Consider the following 26,256-nt stretch of genomic DNA (forward strand, 5'->3'; position numbering starts at 1 on the left):
TCCCCATTCTACTGTAAATTAATGACTCTGCAATATGGCAAGTCTTCAATCAGACAGGTTAAACAAATAAACCGATGTACTTGAATGGATCCAACAGCCTGGCAGGATTTATCCCCCAATTACCGAAAAGTCCACTTCGATATTGCCCCGTGTTGCGTGCGAATAAGGACAAATTTTTTCATGTGCTTCTTTAACTAAAGCTTCCAGATCTTGTTGGGACAGGGTTTTATCTTCGACCTTAATTTTAACCGCCAGAGCAAATCCTGTGGGTTCACGTTTGCCAATTGAAACACTGCAATCAATTGTTGCTTTGGAAGCATCTTTTTTGTTCATTTTGGCAATGAAATCCAATGCGCCGCCAAAACAGGCAGCATATCCAGCCGCGAATAAATGCTCCGGCGTCGCTGTATCAGGCTTTCCCTGACCGCCTAAATCTTTGGGAACTGAAAGATTGACAGAAACCATACCGTCTTTGGTTTCACTATGGCCATTTCGTCCGCCTGTCGATGTGGCGGTAATAGTAAATAAGGGTTGAATTTTATCCACGTAGTTCTCCTGAGTGTGTGTTTAAAAAAGTGAACAGATAGATGTTAGCAAATATTTGTTTAATATCAAGGGACTATAGCTTCAGCTTTACACACTTTGACAACTATTTTGAATCCATGCAACAATCCGCGCCATTATTGTCAAAACAATTTTGAACGACTAGTACTCAGGAATCAATCAATTTTTAACCTGGTAAATGGAGGATGAATGTGGGTAAATTTTTAAGAAAACTGAATGAGCGTCTACAGCTAGTTGATAAAGAAGGCTATAGGAGAGAGCAATATCAATCCTATATGACCGGGCCAGAATGGCGAAACGTTGAAATGGCCAGTGAGTATGGCGAATACCTGGGGCAAAATAAATCAATGTTTCATTTCCCCTACTTCCGGCAGATCGGGGGATTATGGAGAGTATTTTATAATTCATATCAGGCAGCACGAAAGTACAATAGTCACTGGGAGATAATTTCTTCTGAATATATGGTAATGGACGTGTTCGTCAGTGCTTTTACCACAATGGAGCTTTTGCCTAAAGCCCTTTTATCGCTAATTACTTTTCCCTTCTTTAATAAGGAAAATCCTAGCGAAATGCAGCAGCATTTGGCTGATTTTTACAAGAAATACGCCAAAGATTTGCAGACCATACCTTTTTACGATCATGAATATAAAGCAATTCATGAAGACTTGGCGGCAAAGTATAAGACCTGCCACAACTGGACCTGGGGCGACTGGTTTAGTTGGAAAGTAGTTTCAACAGAATTATTCGCAAGACGCCTCATCTCTAGCCCCTTGAGCTGGTGGTTTCATCAGGATAATAATTTGGTTCCAGCAACCACGGACTTGCTGGTTAAACTGAATGTTCCTGACGAAACTGACTTCGAGGTTGCAAAAAGTCAGCTTAGGAACAAAATAGAAAGTCTTTCTAAAGAGCATACGCTGGCAATCGTGGATGATCACGTATACGAAAGGGGTAAAATCAAAGAAAAACACGGACAATCATACACTTCAGTCTATGCCCGTATCAGTGCTCCGCGCTATGCTGCTTTTCAGCCAGCTGTTCAAGCGATGGCCCAAAACGGTATTCATACCCGATTACTGGCAGGACAGGAACAGGTTCAGGTCAAGTGCATTATTGAGGCCGAGGATGGCGCAAAACTTAATGTAAGGCAAAAAGCGGCCAATCTGGTCAGGCATGTTGACCCGCTTTATACCTATGAGAACAACATTGATAGTACAAAAAAATTCTGCCTTTTCGATGTACCCGCAAGAGATCTGCATAAAACCCTTCATCGGCTCAGTAATCAAGAGGGTGTTGAAACTAAATTCATTCATAATTTTTAAGGATAAACAAAATGCCCTTGAGCTTAAGTATTAGAACTTTTTTAGAAAAAATGCCTGGAATAGGACGTTTCAGTTCAGTTGCTGCAGGGATAATTGATCGAGCCTATTTAAACTGGCCCAAAAGCTACCTCGGACAATTCCTCAGCTATCTTAAAACCCGGACGGTTTATGTTGGCTTATTTTTACCACTATCTTTTTTAGATATGCTGACCTCAGGTGCACTGGGGCTGCGTTATGCACTGGGTTCTTTTTTCACCAGTGACGAGCGCCAGGAGCGACGTTTAATAGAACAACAAAAATACAGTACTTTATTTAGCCGCAATCTTTATGCCTTGCTAGCATCGGTTGTTGGCTTATTTTCACCTAAGCTTGTAATTTTTTATTTTACTCCCGACCGTAAAGATAAAGGTATTACCTCCGGTGGTGGTCTTCATCATGCGCCCAATGTTGAGATAAAACAACCTGAAACTATTGAAGAAGCACAGGAAGTCTTTCTACAGGCGCGTCGAAGTGGTACAAAAATGATGCCTGTAGGAGCCGGAAGAAGCCAGGGGAAACAATATTTCCCTGAAGATGTAAAAGGTGGTATCGCTCTTGATCTTTCAAAACTCAATGAAGTTGAAATCAACTCAAAGGAGAAAACTGCCATTGTCGGTGCAGGCGCGACCTGGGCAGATATACAACTTGAGGCTAACAAGCACCGACTGGCTCTGCAAGTCATGCAGGCTTCCAATGTATTTTCAGTTGGCGGTTCTATTGGAACGAATATTCATGGTTGGGACCACACAAAAGGAACTGTTTCAAATACCATTCTTTCGATGGATATTATCAACGGCAAAGGGGAACGGATCACATTAACTCCAGAAGACCCATTGTTTGACAAAATCCCGGGAAGTCTGGGACTCCTGGCTACGGTTGTCAGTGTTAAAATTCAGCTTACTGACAACGACCTATTGCACGAGCGTGGTGTTGACGTGTCTCTCAAAGACTATGTCTCCTATTTCAGAGAAACGGTGCAGAAAGATCCCAAAATCAAAATGCATTTATTTCGCCTTTCATTAGATCCCGATAAGCTGCTAGGCTCAGGTGTCGCAGTAAATTATGTAAAAGAAGGCACAGCAAAACCAATTGCAGCGCCACATTTAAGAATGGAATCAGCCCGCGGAACCCGATTTAACCAAATCATGGTGAATCTGGCTCGCCGTTTTCGCTTCATTCGCAAAACCTATTGGGAATGGGAAAAAACACGCTTACTGGACAACAATAGTGCACCAATGACTCGCAATGAGATTATGCAGCCTCCTATCAACGCCATGTTTAATCCTGCAGTAAGCGAAAGTGAATGGCTGCAGGAATTTTTTGTTCCAGAAGAAAACTTAGAGGCTTTCACCTTGGCATTAGGCCAGTTGCTGATGGACAATGACGTTATATTACTAAATGCTTCCATCCGCTTTGTTCTAAAACACGATGCAGCCCCACTTTCTTATGCTCACGACGGCGATCGTTTTGCATTGGTGCTTTGTTTTAACCAGTCTCTGAGCGATGAAGATAAAATTTCAGTACAAAAATGGTTAAGGGAGGCGCAGGCACTCGCAGTGAAACATGGCGGGAGCTATTATCTCCCCTATCAGCATGTTTCCTCGCCTGAGGATTTTGAAAAATCCTATCCTTATGCTTCGGAACTTATTGAGCTTAAAAAGGAATATGATCCTGATAATTTGTTTGTTAGTGGATTCTTCCAAAAATACCTTGCAACAAAAAGCCCGGCGGTAAATCATTTTAAAGCCGTAATGGCAAACAAGGAAACCCAGAAGCGCTTTTCAGGCTTTTTAAATAATGTACTTCAGCGAATAGACAGCGATAAGCTAATCGCCTTAATGGATGACATCTTGAAATATAAAGATACCCATGAAGAAATCTATGAGGAGTTATGCCACAGATTGCCTGAAGTCAAGCCAGGAGCACTCACTGATTTCAGACGAGTACTAAACTCCCTTTCCAGCATCAAGACAGACTTGGGAGCTCAAGCGCAATCCTTGTTACCAGATGACATGACAACTATTGATGGCCTTGTTGAAATAGGCTATCCCGGGCGTTTTGTATCTGGGTTTAAGCAAAATAATCGTACCATCAAGGGGCAAATTGTTGCCGTTTATAAGGAACCCTCAATTACTGATTATATACAGACTGGTTTTCCAAGACCCTATCATCGCTTTGAAAAACTGAGATACAATCATCCAACTCTTGCAAATCTCAAGGATAATAGCGCGGATGTTATAACCTGTTATGTAGGTTTACATCATTTCCCCGAAAAGGAATTGGATAAGTTCCTGATTGAGATACGCAGGGTACTCCGCAAAGATGGGCGGTTTTTACTGGTCGACCATGATGTGATTGATGACGAATCAATGAGTATGGCTCATATGGCACACACTATTTTCAATGCGGTTACCGGTGTTCCATTGCAGAAAGAAATCAGGGAAATCAGAAACTTTCAGCCAATGACGTACTGGAAAGAGCGTCTGGCTAAATGCGGGCTGGGTTATGCTGTTGAAGGGCCCGATGTGCCATTGATTCGCAATGGAGATCCAAGCCGCAATCGAATGGTTAGCTTTAAAAAAGCGGCTCCCAAATTAGAGCTAGTCAATTCAGCGACTCAAGATATGGTACAAGAGCCAACAGAAACCATAACTCCAAAGCCTTCATTAGAGATAAACAATGGGAATTCAGAAATAAACGCAGGCCAGTGGCGATCGAATACACGCCCCTCCTCTTTGAATTCAGGATTCCCATTATTTACTGATACGAGAAGCGGTGTACCTGGAGAGCAGGAACAAGCCCTTCAGAACGTCCCTGTTTCCAATCCACTTTGAGCACTGTCCTCCCCCGCCCAGGCGGGGATCCATCTCTGGGCTCGCCGTCTGCGCGCGGAAGGCGTTGTTGCATAAGTGAAGAAGGGGCACACAAACCGTCTTTGCGAGTGTAGCGAAGCAATCCATCCTTACTTTGTTCAAGTTTCGATCTGGGTTGCTTCACTTCGTTCGCAAAGACGACAGGTTAGTTGCTTGATTCTATTTACCTAATAATGCTGCGCGGTATTCAGAGGATGCTTTTGAGAGACACAAGCTTCTTAAGGCACATATTCTGTGGGTACCGCACATAAGCGCGGCACGGAGGCGATCGAAAAGTCAAAAAATCAGGGCAATTAGAATGCCATCAGATCTTTTTCTTTCTCAGAAAGGACATGATCAACATCAACGATGTACTTGTCAGTGATTTTTTGAATCAGCTCACCAGCTCTTCGCTCATCATCTTCAGAGATTTGCTTTTCTTTTACCAGTTCCTTCAATTGGTTATTAGCATCACGGCGCACATTACGGATAGCTACTTTAGCCTGTTCTCCTTCGCCCCGTACTACTTTAATCAATTCTTTTCGTCGTTCTTCAGTCAAAGGCGGCATGGGAACGCGGATTGCTGATCCAGCAGTAGCTGGGTTTAACCCTAAATCAGAGGTTAGAATTGCCTTCTCCACTACAGCCACCATCGATTTTTCCCAGGGAGTGACTAATAAAGTTCTTGAGTCACTGGCAGAGACATTGGCGACCTGGTTTAAGGGAGTGAGATTGCCGTAATAATCTACCTGAATATGATCCAGCAGACTGGCATTTGCTCTTCCGGTTCTGATTTTTGTCAATTCATGCTGCAATGACTCAACGGATTTTTTCATTCGTTTTTCAGCATCATTTTTGACATCATTAATCATTATTGGCTCCTACAATAGTTCCTACGCGTTCACCTGATACAATTTTTTTCAAGGCGCCCGGTGCAAACAAGTCGAACACCTGAAGCGGCATTCCATGATCCATACAAAGACAGATAGCTGTTGAATCCATCACTTTTAAGCCATCGCTGAGCACTTGTCTGTAGCTTAAATAATCGTAGCGAGTGGCTTTTGGATTTATCATTGGATCATCATTGTAAATCCCATCAACCTTGGTTGCTTTTAATACAATATCAGCACCCACTTCTATCGCCCGTAAGCAGGCAGCAGAATCAGTTGTAAAAAATGGATTACCCGTTCCCGCAGCAAAAATCACGACGTGGCCATTACGTAAATGGGTAATCGCTTTACGCCGGTGATAGGGATCAACAACACCTAACATAGGAATAGCAGACATGATTCTTGCAGGCATGTCAATACGTTCCAGTGCATCTCTCATTGCCAAAGCATTCATTACCGTGGCAAGCATCCCCATATGATCCCCGGTTACCCGGCCCAAACCCGCTTCAGACAATGCTTTCCCGCGAAAGAGATTTCCGCCGCCAATTACCAGGCCAACTTCAACTCCCATACGGATCAGTTCAGCCACATCATTCGCGATCAGGTCCAGCACTGAGGGGTCAATGCCGAACTGGGCCTTCCCCATCAGTGCTTCACCGCTGCATTTTAATAAAATGCGTTTATATTTTAACTGTAAGTGATTATCGCTCATCATTAATCACGAACCTGTGCCATCACTTCTTCAACAAAGTTGTCTTCTTTTTTCTCAATGCCTTCCCCTACTTCAAAGCGAAGGAACGCAATGACTTCAGCGCCTTTTTCTTTCAGCAGCTGACCCACTTTTACATTAGGATCTTTAACGAAAGGCTGACCATTCAAGCTGACTTCATCAATGAATTTATTAATACGGCCTTCGATCATTTTGTCGATAATTTCCTGTGGCTTACCGCTTTCTCTGGCCTGAGCAGTAAAGATTTCACGCTCATTTTCAATTGCTTCAGCAGAAACCTGATCACGGTTAACAACCATCGGGCGACTGGCAGCGATATGCATTGCGATGTCTTTTGCCAGTGCTTCGTCACCATTTTTCAGGGCTACGAGAACACCAATTCTTGAGCCATGCAAATAAGAGCCAATCACACCATCGCAGGACATTCTTTCCATACGACGAATCTTGATGTTTTCACCAATCTTCGCAACCAACTCCTGGCGAGCCTGTTCGACGGTGCTGCCAGTATCTTTTAATGTCTCACCAGCAAGTGCAGCAACATCGGCGACAGAACTTTCCAGAGCTGTTGCAGCCACTTTTTCTGCAAAGCGGGTAAAGTTCTCATCTCTGGCAACGAAGTCAGTCTCACTGTTGATTTCCAGCATGACTGCGCTACGTCCGTCAGCAGAACGCGAAATCACAATAACGCCCTCAGCAGCAATGCGATCGGCTTTTTTGTCAGCTTTGGCCTGGCCTGCTTTTCTCATTTCAGAGATGGCCAATTCAATGTCACCATTGGTCGCGACCAGAAACTTTTTGCACTCCATCATTCCGGCGCCAGTTCTTTCACGTAACTTCATAACCAATGCAGCACTTATACTCATTTCAATTCTCCACATAGTAAAAAAGGGGTGCGCTGCAGACAAGTCATAAATCGACATGAAGGTACTTCATATCCGATTTATGCTTGGACAACGCGCCCCTTTAGCAAAGTTAATTATTCACCCGCTTTTTCAGCTTCCTCGGCAGACGATACTTCCACGAATTCACTGCTTGCTACTCCACCTGTTGTGTTACCGCTTTTTGCATCTGCAATAGCATCGGCAACCACACGGACATAAATATCCACTGCACGCATGGAGTCATCATTACCTGGAATGACATAATCAATATTGTCTGGGCTGTTGTTAGTATCAACCACACCAATGACAGGAATTTTTAATCGACGAGCTTCTTCAACAGCGATGTGTTCAAATCCGACATCGACAACGAAGAGAGCATCAGGCAATCCGCCCATATCCTCGATACCGCCTAATCCACGCTCCAGTTTTTCCAGTTCGCGGCTTAACATCAGTGCTTCTTTCTTAATCATAGTTTCAAAAGCACCTTTGTCACGTAATTCTTTCAATTCTTTGAGTCTGAAAATTGACTGACGGACAGTTTTGTAGTTTGTCAGCATGCCGCCCAACCAGCGATGGTCAACATAAGGCATACCACAACGCTTTGCATGTTCACGAATGCTTTCCTGAGCCGCTCTTTTTGTACCAACAAACAGGATTTTAGCTTTGTTAGAAGCCAGACGGCCAACATAGTTGGCGACATCATTCAACATGGGCAGTGTTTTTTCCAGATTGATGATATGAATTTTGTTTCTTGAACCAAAAATATACTCAGACATTTTCGGGTTCCAAAAACGGGTTCTATGCCCAAAATGAGCGCCCGCTTCCAATAGTTCACGCATACTAACGTTATTCATTGTTTCTCCAAGGGTTATGCCTCCACGCTTCCCATAAAGCACCCCACATGGGGACCCCGCTTTATGTGACGAAACGTGTGTGTCGTTAAAAGCGCGCTAGTTATATCATATTTAGGCGCTTGCGGCAATCGTAATGAGTGATTACAGCTCGTTTGCCTGTTAATTATGGATATCAGTTTAATTGAATAACAAGAATTATTTTCATTTAGAGTCTATACTCAAAACTGGATAAAAATTAAAACAACAAGGAGAACACCATGTTCAAGAAAGTATTGCTGCCAATATTGTTTATCTCTGCCTCATTGGCCGCACCTGTCTATGCAGACAGCACCACTGCAACTGATCAGCCAGCCGCCAGCTCGCAAGCTGCAAGCACTGATAGCGGCAAACTGTGCTCTCATGCACAACGATGGCAGGAAATGGTTCAGACTTTACAATTAACCCAGGATCAGCAAGATAAAATTAAGGCAATTAAAGACAATGCCAAAAGCGCAATGAAAGCGAATTGGACACAAATGAAAAGTATTCGCGAAGAGATGAAAGCATTGGTGATGTCGCCTACTCTTGACCAGGGTAAACTAGATTCACTGATTCAGCAAAAAACAACTTTGATTGGCAACATGATGAAAACCAAAATCACCATGAAAAATCAAATTTATAACTTGCTGAATGATCAGCAAAAGCAGCAATACCAAACATTGATGACTCAATGGGAAACCAAGAAAAGAGAATTCTTTAAACAAATGGGCTGCTAGGACTTTACTGACCTGTCTGTCGTCACCCTTTCCTCTATGAAGGGCGTTGTTCATAAATGAAAACCTGTCGTCTTTACGAACGAAGTGAAGCAATCTAGATCGATGTTGACAAAATTAGAAGTTAGTTTGCTTCGCTTACGCTCGCAAAGACAGTTTTTTGCGCACCTGTCTTCATTTATGCAACAACGCCTTTGTGAAGGCAAAGGGTGATAAAAAACACGCCTAAATCCATGATGTAGAAATTGAATTCTTATGCTACTATTTCAGTGAATATTCCGCTCTAACCGTTTTATGGACCTCTTATGCCTGTAAGCATTAAAACACCTGAAGAGATACAAAAAATGCGCATCGCCGGGAAACTGGCCGCTGATGTGCTGACTATGATCGAACCCTATGTGAAAGAAGGGGTTACCACTGATGAATTAAACACAATTTGTCATGACTATATTGTCAACGAGCAGCAGGCTATTCCTGCCCCCTTGGGATATAACGGTTTTCCAAAATCGATTTGCACTTCGATTAATCATGTCGTTTGCCATGGTATTCCCGGAAAAAAAGCGCTGAAAAATGGGGACATTATTAACATTGATGTCACCGTTATAAAGGACGGCTATCACGGTGACACCAGTAAAATGTTTTTTGTCGGACAGCCTTCGGTGAAAGCCCGTCATGTAGTCCAGGTTGCTTATGAGTGTTTATTTATTGGCATTGAACTGGTCAGACCCGGTGTTCGCCTGGGCGATATTGGATACGCTATTCAGCAACATGCTGAAAAAAACCGTTGCTCGGTTGTGCGGGACTATTGCGGACATGGGATTGGTCGTGTGTTTCACGAGGACCCGCAGGTGCTGCATTATGGAACCCCTGATACCGGAGAAATATTACGAGCGGGCATGACCTTCACCATTGAACCAATGGTAAATATCGGCAAGCATCACACTCGTTTACTGCCGGACCAATGGACGGTTGTGACGAAAGATCACAGCCTGTCAGCTCAGTGGGAGCATACCCTGCTGGTCACCGATGACGGGGTAGAAATCCTGACGCTTCGTGATGAAGAACGCTAATCTGGTTCTTAAACAAACGTTAAAACAGTTCAGGGAAGAGCTGTGTAATGAATTTTATCAAAAGGCCAATATTGGTCATCTTACCCGAAAACTGGTCAAATTCATTGATCAGAGCCTGATAGGCTTATTCTATAAGAACAGGCTTCATTTGAGTAATCAGTTTTGCCTGGTTGCACTTGGCAGCTATGGAAGACGAGAGTTACTATTGCATTCTGATGTTGATCTCTTGTTATTGCATTCAGAAAAATTATCTAAAATTGAGATTCAACGCGCTCAATCCTTCATTCAGGAATGCTGGGATGCAGGGCTGAATATAAGTCATCAGATTACGACAGTTGAAGCCTGTGCGCAACTCGCACAAAAAGATCTGACAGTTATCTCCAGCATACTCGACTTGCATTTACTTTGCGGTAAAAGCAGTCTGATGGAGGAGTTACAATATAAAACCCATCCGCTGCACATGTGGCCTAGCGAAGACTACTTTCTGGCCAAAATGCAGGAGCAGCAGACACGTTATAAAAAATATGGCGAAACCGAATATAATCTTGAGCCGAATGTTAAACATGGTCCGGGAGCTCTTCGTGACTTGCAAATGCTCTTATGTATTGGAAAACGGCATTATGGTATTAAAAAATTGGCCGACGGCATTAGCTGTGGCTTCTTTACTGATAAGGAATATGAAGAATTAATCAACTGTCAGCATTTCCTGTGGCGCGTTCGCTTTGCCCTGCATGCCATAACCGGCAAACAGGAAGAACGGCTTCTTTTTGATCATCAGCTTAAGCTGGCCAGCCTTTTCAATTTCACCGACAATTCTCATTCACTTGGAATTGAGCAGTTCATGAAGGCGTACTTCACCGTAATTAAGCGTAATCGTGAATTAAACGAAATGCTGTTTCAATGGTTTTCTGAAGCCATTGTGCATCATGAAAAGCAACGAATTCAGCGTCTGGATAATTATTTTCAATTATCCAATAATTTTATTGAAATTCGTCATACCCGTGTTTTTATCCAGCATCCTCAGGCGCTAATCAGCCTTTTTCTGTGGATTGCCAAAAAACCGGACATCCTGGGGGTGAGGGCTAGCACCATAAGACTAATCCGCCAGCAGCTGTATCTGATGAACAGACGGTTTAAACTTACGAAAAGCGTCACTTCGGCTTTTATGGCGATTTTCAGGGAGGGAATTAATCCATTTGAAGCCTTGCAGCACATGAATCGCTATGGGGTACTGGGCCATTATCTTGATTGTTTTGCCGCAGTTACGGGGCAGATGCAATATGATCTTTTTCATGTGTATACAGTCGATCAGCATACCCTCTACGTTATCCGCAATATTGTTCGGTTTCTCAATCCCTTTTATTCGCAAAAATTTCCGCTGGCCGCCTCGGTTATGTCTTCCATCAAGAAAAAGGAAATCATTTATTTGGCTGCCTTTTTCCATGACATTGCCAAAGGCCGCGGGGGCGATCATTCCGATTTGGGTGCACTTGAAGCAAATCAGTTTGCCATCAACCATAATCTGGACGACGATGATCGGGAGCTGCTGATATGGCTTGTACAAAATCACTTGCTGATGTCGCAAACGGCTCAACGCCAGGATATCTATGATCCCAAGACCATCCAGGATTTTAGCAGCAAACTTCCAAGTCTCCATTACCTCGACTATTTATATCTTTTAACTGTGGCGGATATCTGTGGAACGAATCCTTCTTTATGGAACAGCTGGAAGGATACTCTGCTAAAAGAGTTATATAAAGCCAGTAAACAGGCATTACTGGAAACCAGCGCTTTTGCCAATGAATCTGCTTTAATTGAATCGCGCAAACAACAGGCTTTGGAAATTCTTATTGCTGATAAAATTCTTCCGGCTCGCGCTCAAAGAATATGGGAAAATTTTCAGGGTCTTTATTTTTTGCATGAGTCCCCTAAAATAATTGCCAAGCACACTAAAGCAATCCTTGATTGTAAGGAATATCCACTGGTCATGATCCTTCCACATCACAGTGAGGGGGGAACAGAGGTGTTCATTTATATGCCTCATCACGACGAGCGCTTTACAATTACCACCACGGTGTTAAGCAATCATCATACAACCATACAGGAAGCAACGATTCTGAGCTGTAAGAATGAATTTGATTTGGATACCTATATTATCCTTGATGAACAACATCAGGCACTTTTTGATAAGGAAAAAACTGATCTCATCCAGCAGGCATTAGTTGAACAATTGGCAAAAGCCAACGAAATTCCGTCGATTTCCAAACGCAGAATTACGCGCACTATGGCTCATTTCAAGTTGCCTCCACAGATAAGCTTTAGTGAAGAAAATCATCTTACACATACTCGATTGTTTTTGATAGCCACCGACCGGCCAGGCTTACTCGCTCATGTAAGTCGTATTTTCACCCGCCTGGGCATACTATTGCACGGTGCAAAAATTGCTACCGCAGGCGAGCGAGTTGAGGATACCTTCTATGTCTCAAGTCACAGCAGTAATCATTTGACACTTCGAGAAAAAGAGCGATTGAAGGAACTGCTGATGAAAGAGTTAGCTTAATCATATTAACGCATTGAGCAATCATCTGAAGAACGGGGCTGTTGCCTTGGGTCTGGCTGTTCCAGGGCAACTCGTGCTGAAGTACTGAACAGGTGATTCCGATTAAGCGTCAGCATACCCTCAGAGGATGGACTTGAAGAAGATGTGCTTGAAGAAGATATGGAAGACATGTTAGATAAAGTGAAGGACGAAGAGGTGCTGGTGGAGGTCAAGGGGCTTAGCACTCGCAGCAAACTCTCATGCTGTGCTTTGAGATTATTCAGATTTTCCATCACTTGCCTAAGGCTGCTTCTGATTTTTTTATTCTCACGTTTTAACTCATCCATTTCTTTATCAAGTTTTCTTTTTTCCGCAGGTTTGGGAGCGAATAACTTTGAGTATTCCTCTCCTAAAGAGTCTTTGAAGCCCTGAAGAATAGACCAGGTAGAAGTGGGTGCCAATTCCGCCTCATTTAGCGTGGGAAGTGTATGGGATGATGACTCCGATTCTGGTAAAAGCGACGGCTTACATCTTTCCAGCATGCTCTTGAAATACACAACTCTCCAGCGCTGGCTTACCAGACGCTTAACCTGGTAGTATTTTTCGCCCTTATCATTAAAATACGTATCCTTCACCTCACCTTTCTTCACTGACTCTCTGGGTTCATAGGAAATGCCCTTTTCAGCTTTTATAAATTGATTAATGAGAATTATAGCAATTCGATCATTGACCATTTCTCCTGGCTTAACCTGCGTATTTGCGTTGGCCAATAAAGTGCTTGCGTCATCTTCAGTATAGTTTTTTCTCAAAGCTGCAAAAAATTTACCCATTTTATCTGAAAGATCTTTTTTAATATAAATATCTAATGTTTCAACTGGCTCTGATGTGAAGGGCATATGACATCCAATGGTGAATAATTTTGCATAATCGGGTAAATATACCACAGGATGGAGTTATTTTGATCATATTATTCAAAAAATTTATGTTTCGCCTTTTTATACCAATCGATGGAATCGCTTCTGATTAAGCGCATTCTTAGTTTGATCTGGTTAATTGATTTAGACAGTTTAACTGTCATAATAGTTCTAATCCATAAGCATCACTTAGCTTGTCACAAGGATAATATGAATCATCAGGGATTGAGTAAATGGCAATTGACTGCCATCATTATTGGAAATGTACTAGAGTGGTATGATTTTGTAGTTTTCTCTTTTATGCTGGTTTTTATATCCAGGCTATTTTTCCCTTCTCAGGATCCGCTAAGCGCCCTTCTTTCTACCACAGCGACATTTGGCATCAGCTTTTGCCTGCGCCCGCTCGGAGGCGTTATTTTTGGATTATTTGCTGATCGCTACGGCTCGAAATCAGCGATGCTGGTGATTATCGGTTTAATGGCTTTCGCGACATTTCTAATCGTCTGTACCCCCACTTATCGAGATATTGGCATTTACGCGACTTATATCTTAATTATTGCCCGTATGCTGCAAGGTCTGGCAACCAGTGGCGAGTTTGGAACAGCAATCAATCTTCTTATCCGGATGGCTCCAGAAAAAGAGCGTTACTTTTATTCCTCCTGGCAGATGTTTGGTCAACTGCTGGCGCTGGCAATGGGAACAGTTGTCGGCTTATTGATGACTGTATATTTCACAACAGAAACTATCGAAAACTGGGCCTGGCGTTTACCCTTTTTGCTTGGCTTACTGATTATGCCAGTAGGAATATTATTAAGAAAAACGTTCAAACATTCTGCGAGCTCCCTTATCGAAAAGAATGCTTTAAATCCAAAATTTTGTGATCTGGCGCCTTTCAATGTCATCAGCGGAATGGGGTTGGTTGCCGGAGCGTCAGTTCCTCTTTATCTGATTATTAATTACATGCCCACATATGCCCATTTATATCTGCATTTTTCTCTGAATGAAGCTTATTTTTGTTGTTTTATCGGACTATGCGCAGGTTTAATCAGTGTCTTTTTTGGAGGTAAGCTGGCTGATCGCATCAACCCTGTGAAACTGGCGATCTTGTCCTTGTCAGGTCAATTGATACTGGCATTTCCTCTTTATAGTTATCTGATGCTTGCTCATCAGACCGCATTATTTGCGCTGATTCAAATCATCATGACTGCTCTCATGGGATTTTACCTGGCGAGTTTTGCACCAATGATTGCTGATTTATTTCCTGAATTTATACAAACAACAGGGATTTCTGTCAGCTATAACTTCAGCGTAATGCTATTTGGCGGTTTCGCCCCTTTTATTGTTACCTGGCTGATTCAAAGCACCGGCAGTCCGCTTGCCATGCTTGCTTATTTAATGACTGGTCTCTCATTGGCTCTCATTGTTTGTTTATCAAAAGTAATGATTAAATCTCAAATGCTGGCTTTAAGCGATTCAGGCTAAATCCTTGGGCGCATATTTCTTAGGTACGTCATCCTGAGCGTAGCGAAGGATCTCAAACTGCTTAGAGCTGAGCCAGATTCAGGAGATCCTTCACTACGTTCAGGAGGACGTTGAGATGATTTTATTGAATTAAAATCAAACTCATCCACAACCTGGGGAGTTACATTTTTCAAATTATTTTTTAAACAGTTTGCCCTTTTTATCATCTCATGATAAAAACTCTTTTTTCCGATTTATCTATTCATTTATGCGCCCTGTTTTTTTTCGTAAATCCGCAAACATCATTCTTTTGATGGGAGGACCTGCAACTGGAAAAACCACTGTGGCAAAACACTTTCCGGAGTTTCCTCATATTTCGACTGGCGATCTGTTCAGAAGACACTTACAGAATGATCATGCCAAGGGAGTGGAGTTAAAATGTCTTATGAACAAGGGCGGATTACTCCCCGATCAGATAGTATTTAAAGCACTTTTAGCACAGCCCTGTCTTTGGAAAAGCAATACAGTATTCCTCGATGGATTCCCGAGAAATCCCAGACAATTGGACTATTTCCTTAAATACTTTGGACAGCCCACCGCCCTGATTTATTTAAATGCCAAAGAAAGTACCATGGTAAAAAATCTGATGGAGCGCGGACGTCCTGATGATAATGAAGAGGCGATACAGGAAAGAATTGATTATTTTAAATCTACAACGCAACCCATGATTAATTCTTTGTTAAAGACGCGAATGAATTCCCTGATATTAGATGGAGATGCAGATCCTTTCGACTTAGTCCTGGAAAACATGAGAACATTTTTGATACAAAAAAAGCTTCACCCCGAGAAAGTTGGGCCTCAATTCGCTGTAGACAGTTTCTCGATTTAACGGAGAGTCGACTGTTTTCGTTTTCCTTTGAAGAACTGGCTGAGCAAGTCCGAGCATTCCTGCTGTAAAATGCCTTCATCAATCTTTAAATGATGGTTTAGAAAGTCCAAAGCTGGAATATTAAGCATGGTTCCGGCAGCTCCGGCTTTGAAGTCACGGCTGGCAAAAACCAGCCTGTCAATACGCGCATGAACAGCGGCCGCTGCGCACATACAACAGGGTTCGAGAGTGACATACAGTGTAGTATGATTCAAACGGTAGTTTTTCATTATCCGGGCAGCCTGACGCAGAACAACAATCTCAGCGTGTGCACAGGGATCATTATCAGTGATTACTCGATTATGACCCGATGCCAGGAGCTGACCTTCTGCCGATACCAGAACGGCTCCCACAGGCACCTCACCCGTAGTCTGGGCAAGCCTCGCCTGTTCATAGGCTTGCCACATCCAGTAACGGTCTTTATTCCCACTCAATGGTGGCTGGCGGTTTGCCGGAGATGTCATAAGTTACTCTTGAAACCCCTGCTACTTCATTGATAATACGGTTTGAAACCTTGGCAAGAAACTCCCAGGGTAAATGCGCCCAATGTGCAGTCATAAAATCAATGGTTTCCACCGCTCTCAAACAAATTACAAAATCATAACGGCGCCCATCCCCCATCACTCCTACACTTTTGACCGGTAAAAAGACAGCAAAAGCCTGGCTGACTTTGTGATACAGATTTTCGCGATGCAATTCCTCTATAAAAATAGCATCCGCTTGTCGCAAGATGTCTGCATATTCTTTTTTTATAGCACCTAATATCCGCACACCAAGCCCAGGGCCGGGAAAGGGATGACGGAAAACCATATCATGAGGCAGTCCTAATTCAAGGCCAACTTTACGTACTTCATCTTTAAAAAGCTCACGAATGGGCTCAATAAGCTTGAGATTCAGAGTTTCAGGAAGTCCACCCACATTATGATGTGATTTGATAACAACAGAAGCCCCTTTTGTTGCAGCTGATTCAATGACGTCAGGATAAATAGTACCCTGTGCAAGCCATTTCACACCTGGAATGCGGCTTGCCTCGTCATCAAATACGTCAATAAACGTACGGCCAATAATTTTTCGTTTTTTCTCAGGACAATCAACCCCTTCCAACGCCTGTAAAAACCGCTCTTCCGCATTGACAGCGATAACTCGAATGCCCATGTGTCTGGCAAACATAGCCATCACCTGCTCGGACTCGTTTAAGCGCAGCAATCCCGTATCGACAAACACACACGTCAGCTGATCACCAATCGCTTTGTGGAGTAAAGCAGCGACTACTGAAGAATCAACTCCGCCAGAAAGGCCAAGCAATACCTCATCATTGCCCACTTTTTCGCGAATCACATCAATTGATCGCTCTATAATATTACCAGGAGTCCAATCCGAACTGGCCTGACAAATTTCCAGTACAAAACGTTTTAAAATTCTTAAGCCCTGCAACGTATGGGTGACTTCCGGATGAAATTGCAGCCCATACCAGTGCCTGGATTCGTCAGCCATACCGGCAATTGGCGCATTGCTGGTCTCACAGATCACTTCAAACCCCGGAGGAAGACGGCTCACCTTATCTCCATGACTCATCCAGACATCCAGTAAGGCATCACCATTCTCTGTTGTTCTGTCCTCAATATTACTGAGCAGTTGACTATGACCATGCAAACGTAATTCAGCATAGCCATATTCACGTAGTGAAGAGGATTGAACCTCTCCCCCCAGTTGAGCTGCCATCGTTTGCATTCCATAGCAAATGCCCAATAAAGGCAGATTACAATCATAAACCCAGGAAGGCGCAGAAGGCGTTTCTACTTCAGTAACGGTAGACGGTCCACCGGAAAGAATCAGGCCACAGGCAGATAATTTCAAAAACTCATCCTGCGACAAATCATAGGGATGAATTTCACAATACACGCCTATCTCGCGAACTCGGCGGGCGATAAGCTGGGTGTACTGTGAACCAAAATCGAGGATGAGAATAGGTTGCCGTTTAATAGAACTCATTTTTTAATTATCCACCTGGTAGTTAGGTGCTTGTTTGGTTATGCTCACATTATGCACATGAGACTCCCTCATACCCGCGTTAGTCACTTCAATAAATCGGGCATTCTCATGCAAGCTTTGAATTGTCTGACATCCGGTATACCCCATGCAGGAACGCAAACCACCCATCATCTGTTGAATAATCGTTTGAACTGGCCCTTTATAGGGAACACGGCCTTCAATACCTTCAGGGACCAGTTTCTCAGCGCCCTGACTCGCATCCTGAAAATATCTGTCACTAGAGCCCTGTGCCTGAGACATTGCACCGATTGATCCCATGCCGCGATAACTTTTATAAGTTCTGCCCTGATACAGTTCAATTTCGCCAGGAGATTCTTCGGTACCTGCAAACATCCCGCCCAGCATTACTGTATCAGCCCCGGCAGCCAGTGCCTTGCAAATGTCGCCAGAGAAGCGTATTCCCCCATCGGCAATGACCGGTACAGCGCCTTTGACTCCTTCCACCACATTGGCAATAGCGGTGATCTGCGGCACACCAACACCTGTCACAATACGGGTTGTACAAATCGATCCTGGGCCAATACCTACCTTGACCGCATCCGCTCCTGCTTCAACCAAATCCCGGCCGGCATCAGCGGTTGCTATATTACCGCCAATGACCTGAATAGAAGGAAAATTCTTTTTAATCCATCGAACTCGATTTAAAACACCTTCTGAGTGTCCGTGCGCCGTATCCACAATCACTACGTCAACGCCTGCGTCGATTAAGGCTTCAATACGTTCATCAGTGCCTTCTCCAACACCAACGGCTGCACCCACTCGCAACTGCTCGGAACTGTCTTTACAAGCGAAGGGGTTTTCTTTTGCTTTTTGGATATCTTTAACGGTAATCAATCCACGTAACTGGAATGCGTTGTTCACAACCAGAAGTTTTTCCAGACGATGTCGATGCAAAAGACTTCTGATTTCTTCACGGCTTGCGCCTTCTCTTACCGTTACTAATCGCTCTTTGGGAGTCATAACGGCAGAAACCGGTAAAGACAGATTCGTTTCAAAACGAATATCTCTGCTAGTGACAATACCTATCAGCTGGTCGTTCTCAACTACTGGCACACCTGAAAAATTATGCCGGGCCATCACTTCCAGAAGCTCATGAACGGTGACGTTGGGAGTCACAGAGACAGGATCTTTCACCATCCCGCTTTCAAACTTTTTAACTTTCCTGACTTGCTCGGCCTGAGCCTGAATTGTCATATTTTTATGGATAATTCCAATGCCGCCTTCCTGTGCCATAGCAATTGCCAGACGGGCCTCGGTCACAGTATCCATTGCAGCAGAAATCAATGGGATATTGAGCTGGATATCACGAGTCAGTTGAGTTTTGAGCAGGACTTCTTTAGGCAATACAGTGGAGTGAGCGGGAACAAGGAGCACATCATCAAAGGTGAGTGCTTTTTGTAAAACTAAAAGCGCCATGTTAACTCCTAGGTGAGTTTAACCGTACATTATATCATAACTTTAGGATAATTTACAGGTTGTACGAGCAGTTTATAAATTTTTTATTGACTTTATCTATTTTTTTCTCATAAAAATCAGAGTTTGACCAGAAGCGAGGATAGGAGAAGGACTTCTCTTGGATCGCTATGAGAAGCCGCCCCTCTTCCCTCACTGCCATTAAGCTGTCTTTCCCGAGAAGACGGGGATTCCATCTCTGAGCTAGCTATAATGCCAATTGAGGAATGGATTCCGCCTTCGCGGGAAGGACATAATTTCCTTAACTTAGCGGCAGACCTCTTCCCTAGGCCTAATGAGCGTGACAACCGAACTTAATTTGGGCCTGATAAAACTTTCGTTTCTGGCCTTCAATAACATCACCTGTGCTGATTACTTCATACCAGGCAAGAGTACCGTAAGATTTGGACGCCTGCAGAATTGCATTATTAATGGCATCATCTACTCCATCGGTTGATGTACCGGTTAATTCCATAATTTGATAGGCTGCATTTTTCATTTATTCCTCCCTGAATAAATACCATAAATATCAATGAATTTAGTGTATACGAAGATTGGCAGAATGCAAAAATTCGTCTCATTAACTAATAACACAAAGATCATGATTTTCTTCTGGCAAAACACTGAAATGCTCATAATCACTGACAAAATGATACAGATTATTGGTTACAGACAAAAAAGGCGAAGAACCAATAATGCGGCGATACAATTCCTCTGTGTCAGTAGATTTATTCCCGTGCTCCTTCAACACTTTTTCAGCGTACTCTTTGTTTATTTCTCCCCAAAGTCTGAAGATTTGCTCCTGATGTTCAAGTTTGAACCCAGTCTGGAAAAAAGGATTACTGTCTACCCGGCAATTATGAAAAAGATTGCCTACCAGAAATAATAGAAACACTCTGGTCTCCAGATAATGAAGCGGTTCAGCTCCGCAAACTGAAGGAACCAGTAATTTCATTATTAAAAAAACAGGATCAAAATTTTTAGCCACAAAATAGCTATTCCAGCTGGTATAAAGATCCTGCCATAGTTTATCGATTAAAAACTCACACACCAGTTTAGGGCGGGGATTTAATTTTAACTGTGGCAATAAAGGATGACTAAAATCACGGCCGAGTTCCTCTCCCTGAGGTAAAACCATTTTTCTTGCCACATAACGATTGCTATAGTCCTGATATTCCATGTCGGCAATTAACCCGCAGCCGCTGCAGGCATTCGCATAAGCGCCCTGATGAGCATCCTCTGCTGTCGCCTCCAGGATATTGAGCGCTACATTTTTAACCGACTCATAATACTCATGATCAAATTTTTTCGGAATTATTTTTTTGTTCCACAAGGACAAGCCGTATTTTTTAATAAATTTTTTGGCTTCATTTCTAACAAATTCTGAATCTTTATTGCCATCAAGCTGGCGCAGAAAAGCACCCGCCGTCTGAGCAGGATCCACCGAAATAACCTTGATAGTTTTAAATGCTGAAGCATCCTTTCTTTTATTAAAAAATAAATAACCCAAGGGACTTCCAGGCATCGGGGTATGTCTTTGGCGCAGAATGAACTTATACACGTCTTCGTTAAAACTGCGACTGTTAGCCATTGTGGCTGCGAACGCTTCAAAAAGACACAAAAGATTAATTTGCAGTCTGATGACGGGTACTATTTTTTCAAACTCCTGCTCTGAAATCAGTTTATCTTTCTCAATTTGTTCCAGTAAATTTGCAAAAGGTTCTATATCCAGAATAATGGCAATCAGTTTATGAACCAAGGCACTGACATCAATTGCCTCTGCCTTGATGAGTTTAAGAAATGTGGAAATATTCTCATCCTCTGGTTCAAATTGATCCATTCCAAGATGTGTGAGGATCACGGAAATAATCTCTGGATTGGTTTTTAAATCAATGTTTGCAAATAGACGATTTAATAGCTGCTGAGCACGTTTTTCCGGCATTAGAAACTCCCTGTTGTCTAATGGTATGGAAATTTACTGTGACAGCATTGATGATGGGTTGTCAATTGTTTATGGAAACACCGGGTAACTACGGGTGACTTGCTACTGGCTACCCGCTTTGGAAATCGCTTTGCTTATTGCTTTCTGGATCATAATTGCATCCCTGGATTTTGGCGGAACAAGGGCGAGCAATCGCTGCCAGTATGAAATCGCGGAGCTGTAATCCTGGTTCAGATAAGCATCCATAGCCAGCATTGACAGAGCATCAGGCTGCTCTGGATTCATTTTTAACAATTTCAGGCAAAGTGTTTTGACTGAATCGTTAAATTTCCCGTCATTCATTTGAAGCTGGCTTTGCGCATAATTAACGATGGTTTTCTCATCGTTCGGCTGAAATTGATAGGCCTTCTGGAATGCCTTATTTGCCTCAGCCCATTGACTCTGGCTCGCATAAAGCCTTCCCAAAAGATACCAGCCACGAGCACTTGCCGGGCTATTATCCAGACGAGCCTTTAGTTTCTCTATTAATTCATCCGTATTTTTAATGGTTGATAAGACCTGTTTAATCTGTTGCTGATTCCGTTCCTTGCTGACAAACTCCTGCCACTCAAACCACCCGCCCCATTGCCAATAGGCCAGACTAACCAGGATAATAATTAAGGGGCTAATTAAACCAATCGTTTTTTTGAATGGTCTTAAAGAACCGGCAATCACTAAAAGCGCCAGAAGCAATATCAGGCCGAGATAAGAAACTAACCACCATTCACTCATTTACAGTTTGCCTCAGACAAGTACGCCAAAATATAAAAAATCCAATCAGGAGAAAAACTGCCGGACCAAACCATAAGACCAGCGTAATCGATTTCACTGGCGGATTAAATAATATGAAATCACCATAGCGATCTGTCAGAAAATTAATAATTTCACTATCGCTTTTTCCGTCTTTCACCATCACATATACTTGCTGGCGTAAATCTTTTGCTAAATCAGCGTGTGAATCTGCCAGATCCTGATTTTGACAGACCAGGCAACGCAACTCTTTCAATAAATGATTAAATTGCGCTTCCTGTCTTTCTGTATCCAATGGATACATGGAATTTGCATACACCACATTCACCATGAAAATAGCCAGAATGGCCGCCAGAACGGCTTTCATCATGCTTTTTTCTCCAACTCTCTGATCCGGGGTAAAAATTCGCTTGTCCAGCTTTGTTCGTCAAGGATGCCCACATGTCTGAAGCGAATAATTCCCTGTTGGTCAATCAAAAATGTTTCAGGCGCACCATAAACACCCAGATCCATGGCCAGTTTACCCTTTATATCCTCTCCCACAGCAACGTAGGGGTTTCCCCATTCTTTTAGCCATTTACGAGCATCTTCGGGATTATCTTTATAGTTAACGCCATAAATCTTCACACCTTGTTCTGCGAGGTGCATCAGAAAAAACTGCTCCATTGTGCAGGCTTCACACCAGCTCGCCCAGACATTTAACAGAACAATCTGTCCCTTAAATAACTCAGGCGCAAATGCCGGCGCTTCTTGCTGGAGTGCTGGTAAACTGAAGGAGCCCAATGATTGCCCGAGGCGGGCAGAGGGGAGTTTTTGCGGGTCAAGCGAGAGGCCTTTCCATAAAAAAGCAGCAAGTACAACAAATAACAAGAATGGAATGCCGCGAATAAATACTTTTCTCATATTGAAATCTCGGGGTTAAGGTGAACCGTCTGCTTTTTTCTCGCCTGAAAATATCGTCTGTCGGACAAGGCTAAAATACCCCCTGCCAATATAAGAAATCCCCCACCCCAAATCCAGCGTATAAAGGGCTTAAAATAGAGCCGGACGGACCAGGCCGTATCATCGAGAGGCTCTCCCAGGGCCACATAAATATCGCGAAAGACACTTACGTCGATGGCAGATTCTGTCATTGCCATTTTTCCCACATTGTAAATACGTTTTTCCGGATAAATCGTTTTTGTTTCTTTTTTTGAACTAATTCTGAACTCTGCCTGTGCTCCGTGATAATTCGGCCCGCTTAAGGACGACTCCCGTACAAATTGAATCACATAACCTGCCAGTGAGGCTTTGCTTCCTGGCGCCATGCGCACATCATCCTGAATACCGTAAGCTGTTGAAACAGCAATACCAATCACAGTAGCAGCTACGCCCAGATGAGCGAAAATCATTCCCCAGAACGCCTGAGTGATGGCCTGAATACCCCGCTGTCTTATTCTTAAAATGATTAAGAAAATGGTGCTTAAAATAATCCAAAAGGCCAGGCATAACCCCAGCAGGCAATAGCCATTAATTTCTGGAGCGAGGAATAAAAGCAGGATAAAAGGAAACAGCAGGCTACATATAACCACCGGTAACAGTTTTTTAAATGTGCTTCGCACCGCATCCTGATGCCAGCGCAAATGAATACCTAGTCCCATAACAATTAACAGAGGAATCATCAGAGGAACAAATACGGCATTAAAGTAAGGCGCACCCACAGAGAGCTTACCTAAACCGAGACCATCAACTAATAAGGGATAAACAGTACCCATAAGTACTGTCAGCATGGCGACAGCTAAAAATACATTATTAAGTAATAAAGCACTCTCTCGGGAAAAAATACTGGGGCTTCCCTGCTTCTGGAGATATTTAGCGCGCAGAGAAAAAATAAGCAGGGAGCCGCCAATAACCACTAATAAAAACCCAAGAATAAATAATCCTCTTTGCGGATCAACAGCGAAGGCATGAACTGAAGTCAAAACGCCGGAGCGGACTAAAAAAGTACCGATAAGACTCAAAGAAAAGGCGGTAATCGCTAACAGCAAGGTCCAGGCAATAAATTGTTTTCGCTGCTCACTGACTGCCAGAGAGTGCAGTAGTGCAGTACCGACCAGCCATGGCATAAACGACGCATTTTCCACCGGATCCCAAAACCACCAGCCACCCCAGCCTAATTCCCGATAGGCCCACCAGCTTCCCAGTGTGATACCTGCGGTTAAGCAGCACCATGCAGCGAGAGTCCAGGGGCGTGTCCATTTTGCCCATATTGACTCAAACTCCCCTGCCCATAAGGCGGCGATAGCAAATGCAAACGCCACCGAGAACCCAACATACCCCATATATAGCATTGGCGGGTGGAAGAGAAATCCCGGGTCCTGCAATAGAGGATTCAGATCACGGCCTTCAGTATCTAGCAACTGAAACTGGCGTAAAAAAGGATTGGAGGTAAGCAGCAGAAAGAGTAGAAAACCAATACATAACAGGGCAAGGACAATCAGAACTCGCACTCGAAATTTTGGGTCCAGCGAATTACTGGCCAGACTAACCGCTACAGTCCAGAAACTTAAGATAAGCACCCACAAGAGCATTGAGCCTTCATGCCCGCCCCATACAGCACAGAGTTTATAAAACCAGGGCAAGGAAAGGCTGGAATTGGAAAGCACGTAGGAGACCGAAAAATCGTCATTGAGAAAGCAAATTGTCAAACAGAGATAGGCAAATGCAACGAAAGCAAACAAAGCGACTACATAGTAATTTGCACTCTTAATGAGAACAGCATTGTTCCTGATAAGCCCAACAAACGGCACTGAGGCCAAAAGAACTGCAAACAGCAGCGCTAAAATGAGACTAAACAAACCGATTTCAGCAATCATTAACTTATATTTCTCTTTGTTTTAGCCAAACTTGCCTTCACTTCAGGAGGCATGTAGTTAGCATCGTGTTTAGCCAATACTTCAGTGGCTGAAAACTGACCGTTATCGAGTAATTGTCCTTTTGTTACGATTCCCTGATTTTCCCGAAACAGATCAGGCAGGATGCCTCGATAATGGACCGTAACTTTCTGGTTGAAATCGGTCAGTTCAAACTGGACAGATAAATCCTTTTCAGAACGAATCACACTTCCCACAGCAACCATGCCACCCACACGAATCACCTGTTGATGAGGGGCCTCTCCAGATGCTATCTGGCTTGGCGTATAAAACAAACTGATATTCTGCCTTAAGGCATACATCACCAGAGCAGCCGCAACTCCCAGAATAGAAGCAATAAATACTAGCCGGGTTAATTTTTTGCGACGAGCAGGATTCATGACTGATTTCTCTTTAACCAGCGCTGCAATTTTCTTCGGGTTTGTTTTCGCTGCCACTTAATGCCCAGCAAATTCATAACCAGCAGCACGCAAACCAGGCCATAGGCAGGCCAGATGTAAATGGAGTACCCCCCCATAGAAAACCAGCTAATAAATTCGTTAATCATACATTTTCTTCCAGGAGTTTTCTCACCCAATGCTGACGCTTTTCACGTATTAACAGCTCATTACCCGCTTTGTGTAAAATAACCCAGACGCAAAAGAAGGAAAATCCTGCAAGGGTCAATAACAAGGGATACAGCATTGGCAGTGCAATTTTTGGTTTAGCAAATAAGGACAATGTCGCTCCCTGATGCAGCGTGTTCCACCAGTAAACTGAATAATGAATCACGGGCAAATCAATTGCTCCGACCAATGTTAATACAGCCACCAGCCTATCACCCTGATCTTTATTTTTGAAGGTTGCGGCCGTTGCCAGTATGGCTATATACAGAACTAACAGAATAAGCTCGGAAGTCAATCGGGCATCCCATACCCACCAGGTTCCCCACATGGGTTTTCCCCATATACTGCCAGTTGCTAAAGCAATAAATGCCATACACGCACCAGTTTGTGCAGCAGCGTTTAACATCAGCCCTGCAAGCTTGATTCGCCAAACTAATAGCAACAGAGACATAAACGCCATAAAGCCATATAAGGACAATGACAGGAAGGCGGCCGGCACATGAATATAGATAATGCGAAACGCATCACCCTGCTGATAATCAGCTGGAGCAAAAATAAGTCCCCAGGCAAAACCGAGGATTAAAAAGATACAGGCAAGCCAGCCCAAAACGCCAAGCCAGCGTTGAGTCTTGTTAAAAAAGCTTTGCGGCGATGCCATTTGGTATAAAAATTTCCACATAGGGAATTTATGAATCAGAAAAAAAGCTA

General features: G+C 43.3%; 25 protein-coding genes. 7 read left to right on the plus strand and 18 right to left on the minus strand.

The genetic code is table 11. The features are described 5' to 3' along the window. Nucleotides 1-108: 108 nt before the first annotated feature. Nucleotides 109-546, minus strand: a complete 438-nt coding sequence (locus E1O89_RS04565; protein ID WP_133139143.1) for an organic hydroperoxide resistance protein — start codon at nt 544-546, stop codon at nt 109-111. A 209-nt stretch (nt 547-755) separates the two neighbouring features. On the opposite strand from E1O89_RS04565, the gene E1O89_RS04570 reads away from it, so the two are divergent. Both E1O89_RS04570 and E1O89_RS04575 read left to right on the plus strand, forming a co-directional pair. Continuing rightward, on the plus strand, nt 756-1,886 hold the full coding sequence (locus E1O89_RS04570) for a hypothetical protein (protein ID WP_133139144.1): 1,131 nt from the start codon (nt 756-758) through the stop codon (nt 1,884-1,886). 11 nt (nt 1,887-1,897) lie between these two features. After that, nucleotides 1,898-4,759 (plus strand): FAD-binding protein, encoded by a 2,862-nt coding sequence (locus E1O89_RS04575; protein WP_133139145.1) that lies wholly within the window; start codon nt 1,898-1,900, stop codon nt 4,757-4,759. A 332-nt stretch (nt 4,760-5,091) separates the two neighbouring features. Here the strand turns inward: E1O89_RS04575 and frr are convergent, their stop codons facing one another. From frr to rpsB, 4 genes are all read right to left on the minus strand, one after another. Further along, the gene (gene frr / locus E1O89_RS04580) at nt 5,092-5,649 is read right to left on the minus strand and encodes a ribosome recycling factor (protein WP_133139146.1); all 558 of its coding nucleotides are present in this window, start codon (nt 5,647-5,649) and stop codon (nt 5,092-5,094) included. Then, a complete protein-coding gene (pyrH, locus tag E1O89_RS04585) occupies nt 5,642-6,382 on the minus strand; it encodes a UMP kinase (protein WP_058506705.1) in 741 nt (246 codons plus the stop codon). Before pyrH ends, frr begins: the two co-directional genes overlap by 8 nt. Beyond that, entirely contained in the window at nt 6,382-7,260 is an 879-nt protein-coding gene (gene tsf / locus E1O89_RS04590; RefSeq protein ID WP_133139147.1) for a translation elongation factor Ts, read from the minus strand. The genes pyrH and tsf overlap by 1 nt, the downstream gene beginning before the upstream one ends. A 113-nt stretch (nt 7,261-7,373) precedes the next feature. Then, entirely contained in the window at nt 7,374-8,132 is a 759-nt protein-coding gene (gene rpsB, locus E1O89_RS04595) for a 30S ribosomal protein S2 (RefSeq protein ID WP_112217977.1), read from the minus strand. A 257-nt stretch (nt 8,133-8,389) separates the two neighbouring features. On the opposite strand from rpsB, the gene E1O89_RS04600 reads away from it, so the two are divergent. The 3 genes from E1O89_RS04600 (at nt 8,390) to glnD (ending at nt 12,514) form a co-directional block, all read left to right on the plus strand. Continuing rightward, nucleotides 8,390-8,887 carry a Spy/CpxP family protein refolding chaperone gene (locus E1O89_RS04600; protein WP_112217978.1) on the plus strand — a complete coding sequence of 166 codons (498 nt, stop codon included), beginning with the start codon at nt 8,390-8,392 and terminating at the stop codon, nt 8,885-8,887. 302 nt (nt 8,888-9,189) lie between these two features. Continuing rightward, complete coding sequence (map, locus tag E1O89_RS04605; protein WP_133139148.1) at nt 9,190-9,954, plus strand: type I methionyl aminopeptidase; 765 nt, start codon at nt 9,190-9,192, stop codon at nt 9,952-9,954. Next, complete coding sequence (glnD, locus tag E1O89_RS04610) at nt 9,941-12,514, plus strand: [protein-PII] uridylyltransferase (protein WP_133139149.1); 2,574 nt, start codon at nt 9,941-9,943, stop codon at nt 12,512-12,514. The genes map and glnD overlap by 14 nt, the downstream gene beginning before the upstream one ends. A gap of 5 nt (nt 12,515-12,519) precedes the next feature. On the opposite strand, the gene E1O89_RS04615 is transcribed toward glnD, so the two are convergent. Further along, nucleotides 12,520-13,389 (minus strand): hypothetical protein, encoded by an 870-nt coding sequence (locus E1O89_RS04615; RefSeq protein WP_133139150.1) that lies wholly within the window; start codon nt 13,387-13,389, stop codon nt 12,520-12,522. Nucleotides 13,390-13,617: 228 nt separating this feature from the next. Here E1O89_RS04615 and E1O89_RS04620 point away from each other — a divergent pair, with 228 nt between their 5' ends. Together E1O89_RS04620 and E1O89_RS04625 are read left to right on the plus strand one after the other, a co-directional pair. After that, the gene (locus E1O89_RS04620; RefSeq protein WP_165483058.1) at nt 13,618-14,889 is read left to right on the plus strand and encodes an MFS transporter; all 1,272 of its coding nucleotides are present in this window, start codon (nt 13,618-13,620) and stop codon (nt 14,887-14,889) included. Nucleotides 14,890-15,181: 292 nt separating this feature from the next. Then, nucleotides 15,182-15,757, plus strand: coding sequence for a nucleoside monophosphate kinase (locus E1O89_RS04625; RefSeq protein WP_262337408.1), 576 nt, complete (start codon nt 15,182-15,184; stop codon nt 15,755-15,757). Here the strand turns inward: E1O89_RS04625 and tadA are convergent. The 12 genes from tadA to ccmC all read right to left on the minus strand — a co-directional run bounded on the left by tadA (nt 15,754) and on the right by ccmC (nt 26,245). Next, a complete protein-coding gene (tadA, locus tag E1O89_RS04630) occupies nt 15,754-16,260 on the minus strand; it encodes a tRNA adenosine(34) deaminase TadA (RefSeq protein WP_262337400.1) in 507 nt (168 codons plus the stop codon). The two genes, E1O89_RS04625 and tadA, sit on opposite strands and share 4 nt — an antisense overlap. Beyond that, nucleotides 16,217-17,788, minus strand: coding sequence for a glutamine-hydrolyzing GMP synthase (guaA, locus tag E1O89_RS04635; RefSeq protein WP_133139153.1), 1,572 nt, complete (start codon nt 17,786-17,788; stop codon nt 16,217-16,219). The genes tadA and guaA overlap by 44 nt, the downstream gene beginning before the upstream one ends. A gap of 3 nt (nt 17,789-17,791) precedes the next feature. Then, entirely contained in the window at nt 17,792-19,264 is a 1,473-nt protein-coding gene (gene guaB, locus E1O89_RS04640) for an IMP dehydrogenase (RefSeq protein WP_058506716.1), read from the minus strand. Nucleotides 19,265-19,592: 328 nt separating this feature from the next. Continuing rightward, entirely contained in the window at nt 19,593-19,799 is a 207-nt protein-coding gene (locus E1O89_RS04645; RefSeq protein ID WP_112217986.1) for a dodecin family protein, read from the minus strand. Between the two features lie 81 nt (nt 19,800-19,880). Continuing rightward, nucleotides 19,881-21,242: a hypothetical protein gene (locus E1O89_RS04650; protein WP_133139154.1), complete on the minus strand. Its 1,362-nt coding sequence runs from the start codon at nt 21,240-21,242 to the stop codon at nt 19,881-19,883. 102 nt (nt 21,243-21,344) lie between these two features. Next, a complete protein-coding gene (locus tag E1O89_RS04655) occupies nt 21,345-22,013 on the minus strand; it encodes a tetratricopeptide repeat protein (RefSeq protein WP_133139155.1) in 669 nt (222 codons plus the stop codon). After that, a complete protein-coding gene (locus E1O89_RS04660) occupies nt 22,006-22,401 on the minus strand; it encodes a cytochrome c-type biogenesis protein CcmH (RefSeq protein WP_410054758.1) in 396 nt (131 codons plus the stop codon). The genes E1O89_RS04655 and E1O89_RS04660 overlap by 8 nt, the downstream gene beginning before the upstream one ends. Further along, nucleotides 22,398-22,934: a DsbE family thiol:disulfide interchange protein gene (locus E1O89_RS04665; RefSeq protein WP_112217989.1), complete on the minus strand. Its 537-nt coding sequence runs from the start codon at nt 22,932-22,934 to the stop codon at nt 22,398-22,400. Before E1O89_RS04665 ends, E1O89_RS04660 begins: the two co-directional genes overlap by 4 nt. Continuing rightward, nucleotides 22,931-24,886: a heme lyase CcmF/NrfE family subunit gene (locus tag E1O89_RS04670; RefSeq protein WP_133139156.1), complete on the minus strand. Its 1,956-nt coding sequence runs from the start codon at nt 24,884-24,886 to the stop codon at nt 22,931-22,933. Before E1O89_RS04670 ends, E1O89_RS04665 begins: the two co-directional genes overlap by 4 nt. Beyond that, the gene (gene ccmE, locus E1O89_RS04675) at nt 24,886-25,323 is read right to left on the minus strand and encodes a cytochrome c maturation protein CcmE (protein ID WP_133139157.1); all 438 of its coding nucleotides are present in this window, start codon (nt 25,321-25,323) and stop codon (nt 24,886-24,888) included. Before ccmE ends, E1O89_RS04670 begins: the two co-directional genes overlap by 1 nt. Continuing rightward, nucleotides 25,320-25,490 (minus strand): heme exporter protein CcmD, encoded by a 171-nt coding sequence (ccmD, locus tag E1O89_RS04680; protein WP_255665307.1) that lies wholly within the window; start codon nt 25,488-25,490, stop codon nt 25,320-25,322. The genes ccmE and ccmD overlap by 4 nt, the downstream gene beginning before the upstream one ends. Continuing rightward, a complete protein-coding gene (ccmC, locus tag E1O89_RS04685) occupies nt 25,487-26,245 on the minus strand; it encodes a heme ABC transporter permease CcmC (protein ID WP_112217992.1) in 759 nt (252 codons plus the stop codon). Before ccmC ends, ccmD begins: the two co-directional genes overlap by 4 nt. Between the last annotated feature and the right edge of the window lie 11 nt (nt 26,246-26,256).

It is taken from the genome of Legionella genomosp. 1, from assembly GCF_900640215.1.
Taxonomy (GTDB): domain Bacteria; phylum Pseudomonadota; class Gammaproteobacteria; order Legionellales; family Legionellaceae; genus Legionella_C; species Legionella_C quinlivanii_A.

Excerpts from the sequence above, each read along its gene's own strand:
- E1O89_RS04575 (WP_133139145.1), top strand. The coding sequence starts at position 1,898 with ATGCCCTTGAGCTTAAGTATTAGAACTTTTTTAGAAAAAATGCCTGGA.
- frr (WP_133139146.1), bottom strand. The coding sequence starts at position 5,649 with ATGATTAATGATGTCAAAAATGATGCTGAAAAACGAATGAAAAAATCC.
- pyrH (WP_058506705.1), bottom strand. The coding sequence starts at position 6,382 with ATGATGAGCGATAATCACTTACAGTTAAAATATAAACGCATTTTATTA.
- tsf (WP_133139147.1), bottom strand. The coding sequence starts at position 7,260 with ATGAGTATAAGTGCTGCATTGGTTATGAAGTTACGTGAAAGAACTGGC.
- rpsB (WP_112217977.1), bottom strand. The coding sequence starts at position 8,132 with ATGAATAACGTTAGTATGCGTGAACTATTGGAAGCGGGCGCTCATTTT.
- E1O89_RS04600 (WP_112217978.1), top strand. The coding sequence starts at position 8,390 with ATGTTCAAGAAAGTATTGCTGCCAATATTGTTTATCTCTGCCTCATTG.
- map (WP_133139148.1), top strand. The coding sequence starts at position 9,190 with ATGCCTGTAAGCATTAAAACACCTGAAGAGATACAAAAAATGCGCATC.
- glnD (WP_133139149.1), top strand. The coding sequence starts at position 9,941 with ATGAAGAACGCTAATCTGGTTCTTAAACAAACGTTAAAACAGTTCAGG.
- E1O89_RS04615 (WP_133139150.1), bottom strand. The coding sequence starts at position 13,389 with ATGCCCTTCACATCAGAGCCAGTTGAAACATTAGATATTTATATTAAA.
- E1O89_RS04620 (WP_165483058.1), top strand. The coding sequence starts at position 13,618 with ATGAATCATCAGGGATTGAGTAAATGGCAATTGACTGCCATCATTATT.
- E1O89_RS04625 (WP_262337408.1), top strand. The coding sequence starts at position 15,182 with ATGGGAGGACCTGCAACTGGAAAAACCACTGTGGCAAAACACTTTCCG.
- tadA (WP_262337400.1), bottom strand. The coding sequence starts at position 16,260 with ATGACATCTCCGGCAAACCGCCAGCCACCATTGAGTGGGAATAAAGAC.
- guaA (WP_133139153.1), bottom strand. The coding sequence starts at position 17,788 with ATGAGTTCTATTAAACGGCAACCTATTCTCATCCTCGATTTTGGTTCA.
- guaB (WP_058506716.1), bottom strand. The coding sequence starts at position 19,264 with ATGGCGCTTTTAGTTTTACAAAAAGCACTCACCTTTGATGATGTGCTC.
- E1O89_RS04645 (WP_112217986.1), bottom strand. The coding sequence starts at position 19,799 with ATGAAAAATGCAGCCTATCAAATTATGGAATTAACCGGTACATCAACC.
- E1O89_RS04650 (WP_133139154.1), bottom strand. The coding sequence starts at position 21,242 with ATGCCGGAAAAACGTGCTCAGCAGCTATTAAATCGTCTATTTGCAAAC.
- E1O89_RS04655 (WP_133139155.1), bottom strand. The coding sequence starts at position 22,013 with ATGAGTGAATGGTGGTTAGTTTCTTATCTCGGCCTGATATTGCTTCTG.
- E1O89_RS04660 (WP_410054758.1), bottom strand. The coding sequence starts at position 22,401 with ATGATGAAAGCCGTTCTGGCGGCCATTCTGGCTATTTTCATGGTGAAT.
- E1O89_RS04665 (WP_112217989.1), bottom strand. The coding sequence starts at position 22,934 with ATGAGAAAAGTATTTATTCGCGGCATTCCATTCTTGTTATTTGTTGTA.
- E1O89_RS04670 (WP_133139156.1), bottom strand. The coding sequence starts at position 24,886 with ATGATTGCTGAAATCGGTTTGTTTAGTCTCATTTTAGCGCTGCTGTTT.
- ccmE (WP_133139157.1), bottom strand. The coding sequence starts at position 25,323 with ATGAATCCTGCTCGTCGCAAAAAATTAACCCGGCTAGTATTTATTGCT.
- ccmD (WP_255665307.1), bottom strand. The coding sequence starts at position 25,490 with ATGATTAACGAATTTATTAGCTGGTTTTCTATGGGGGGGTACTCCATT.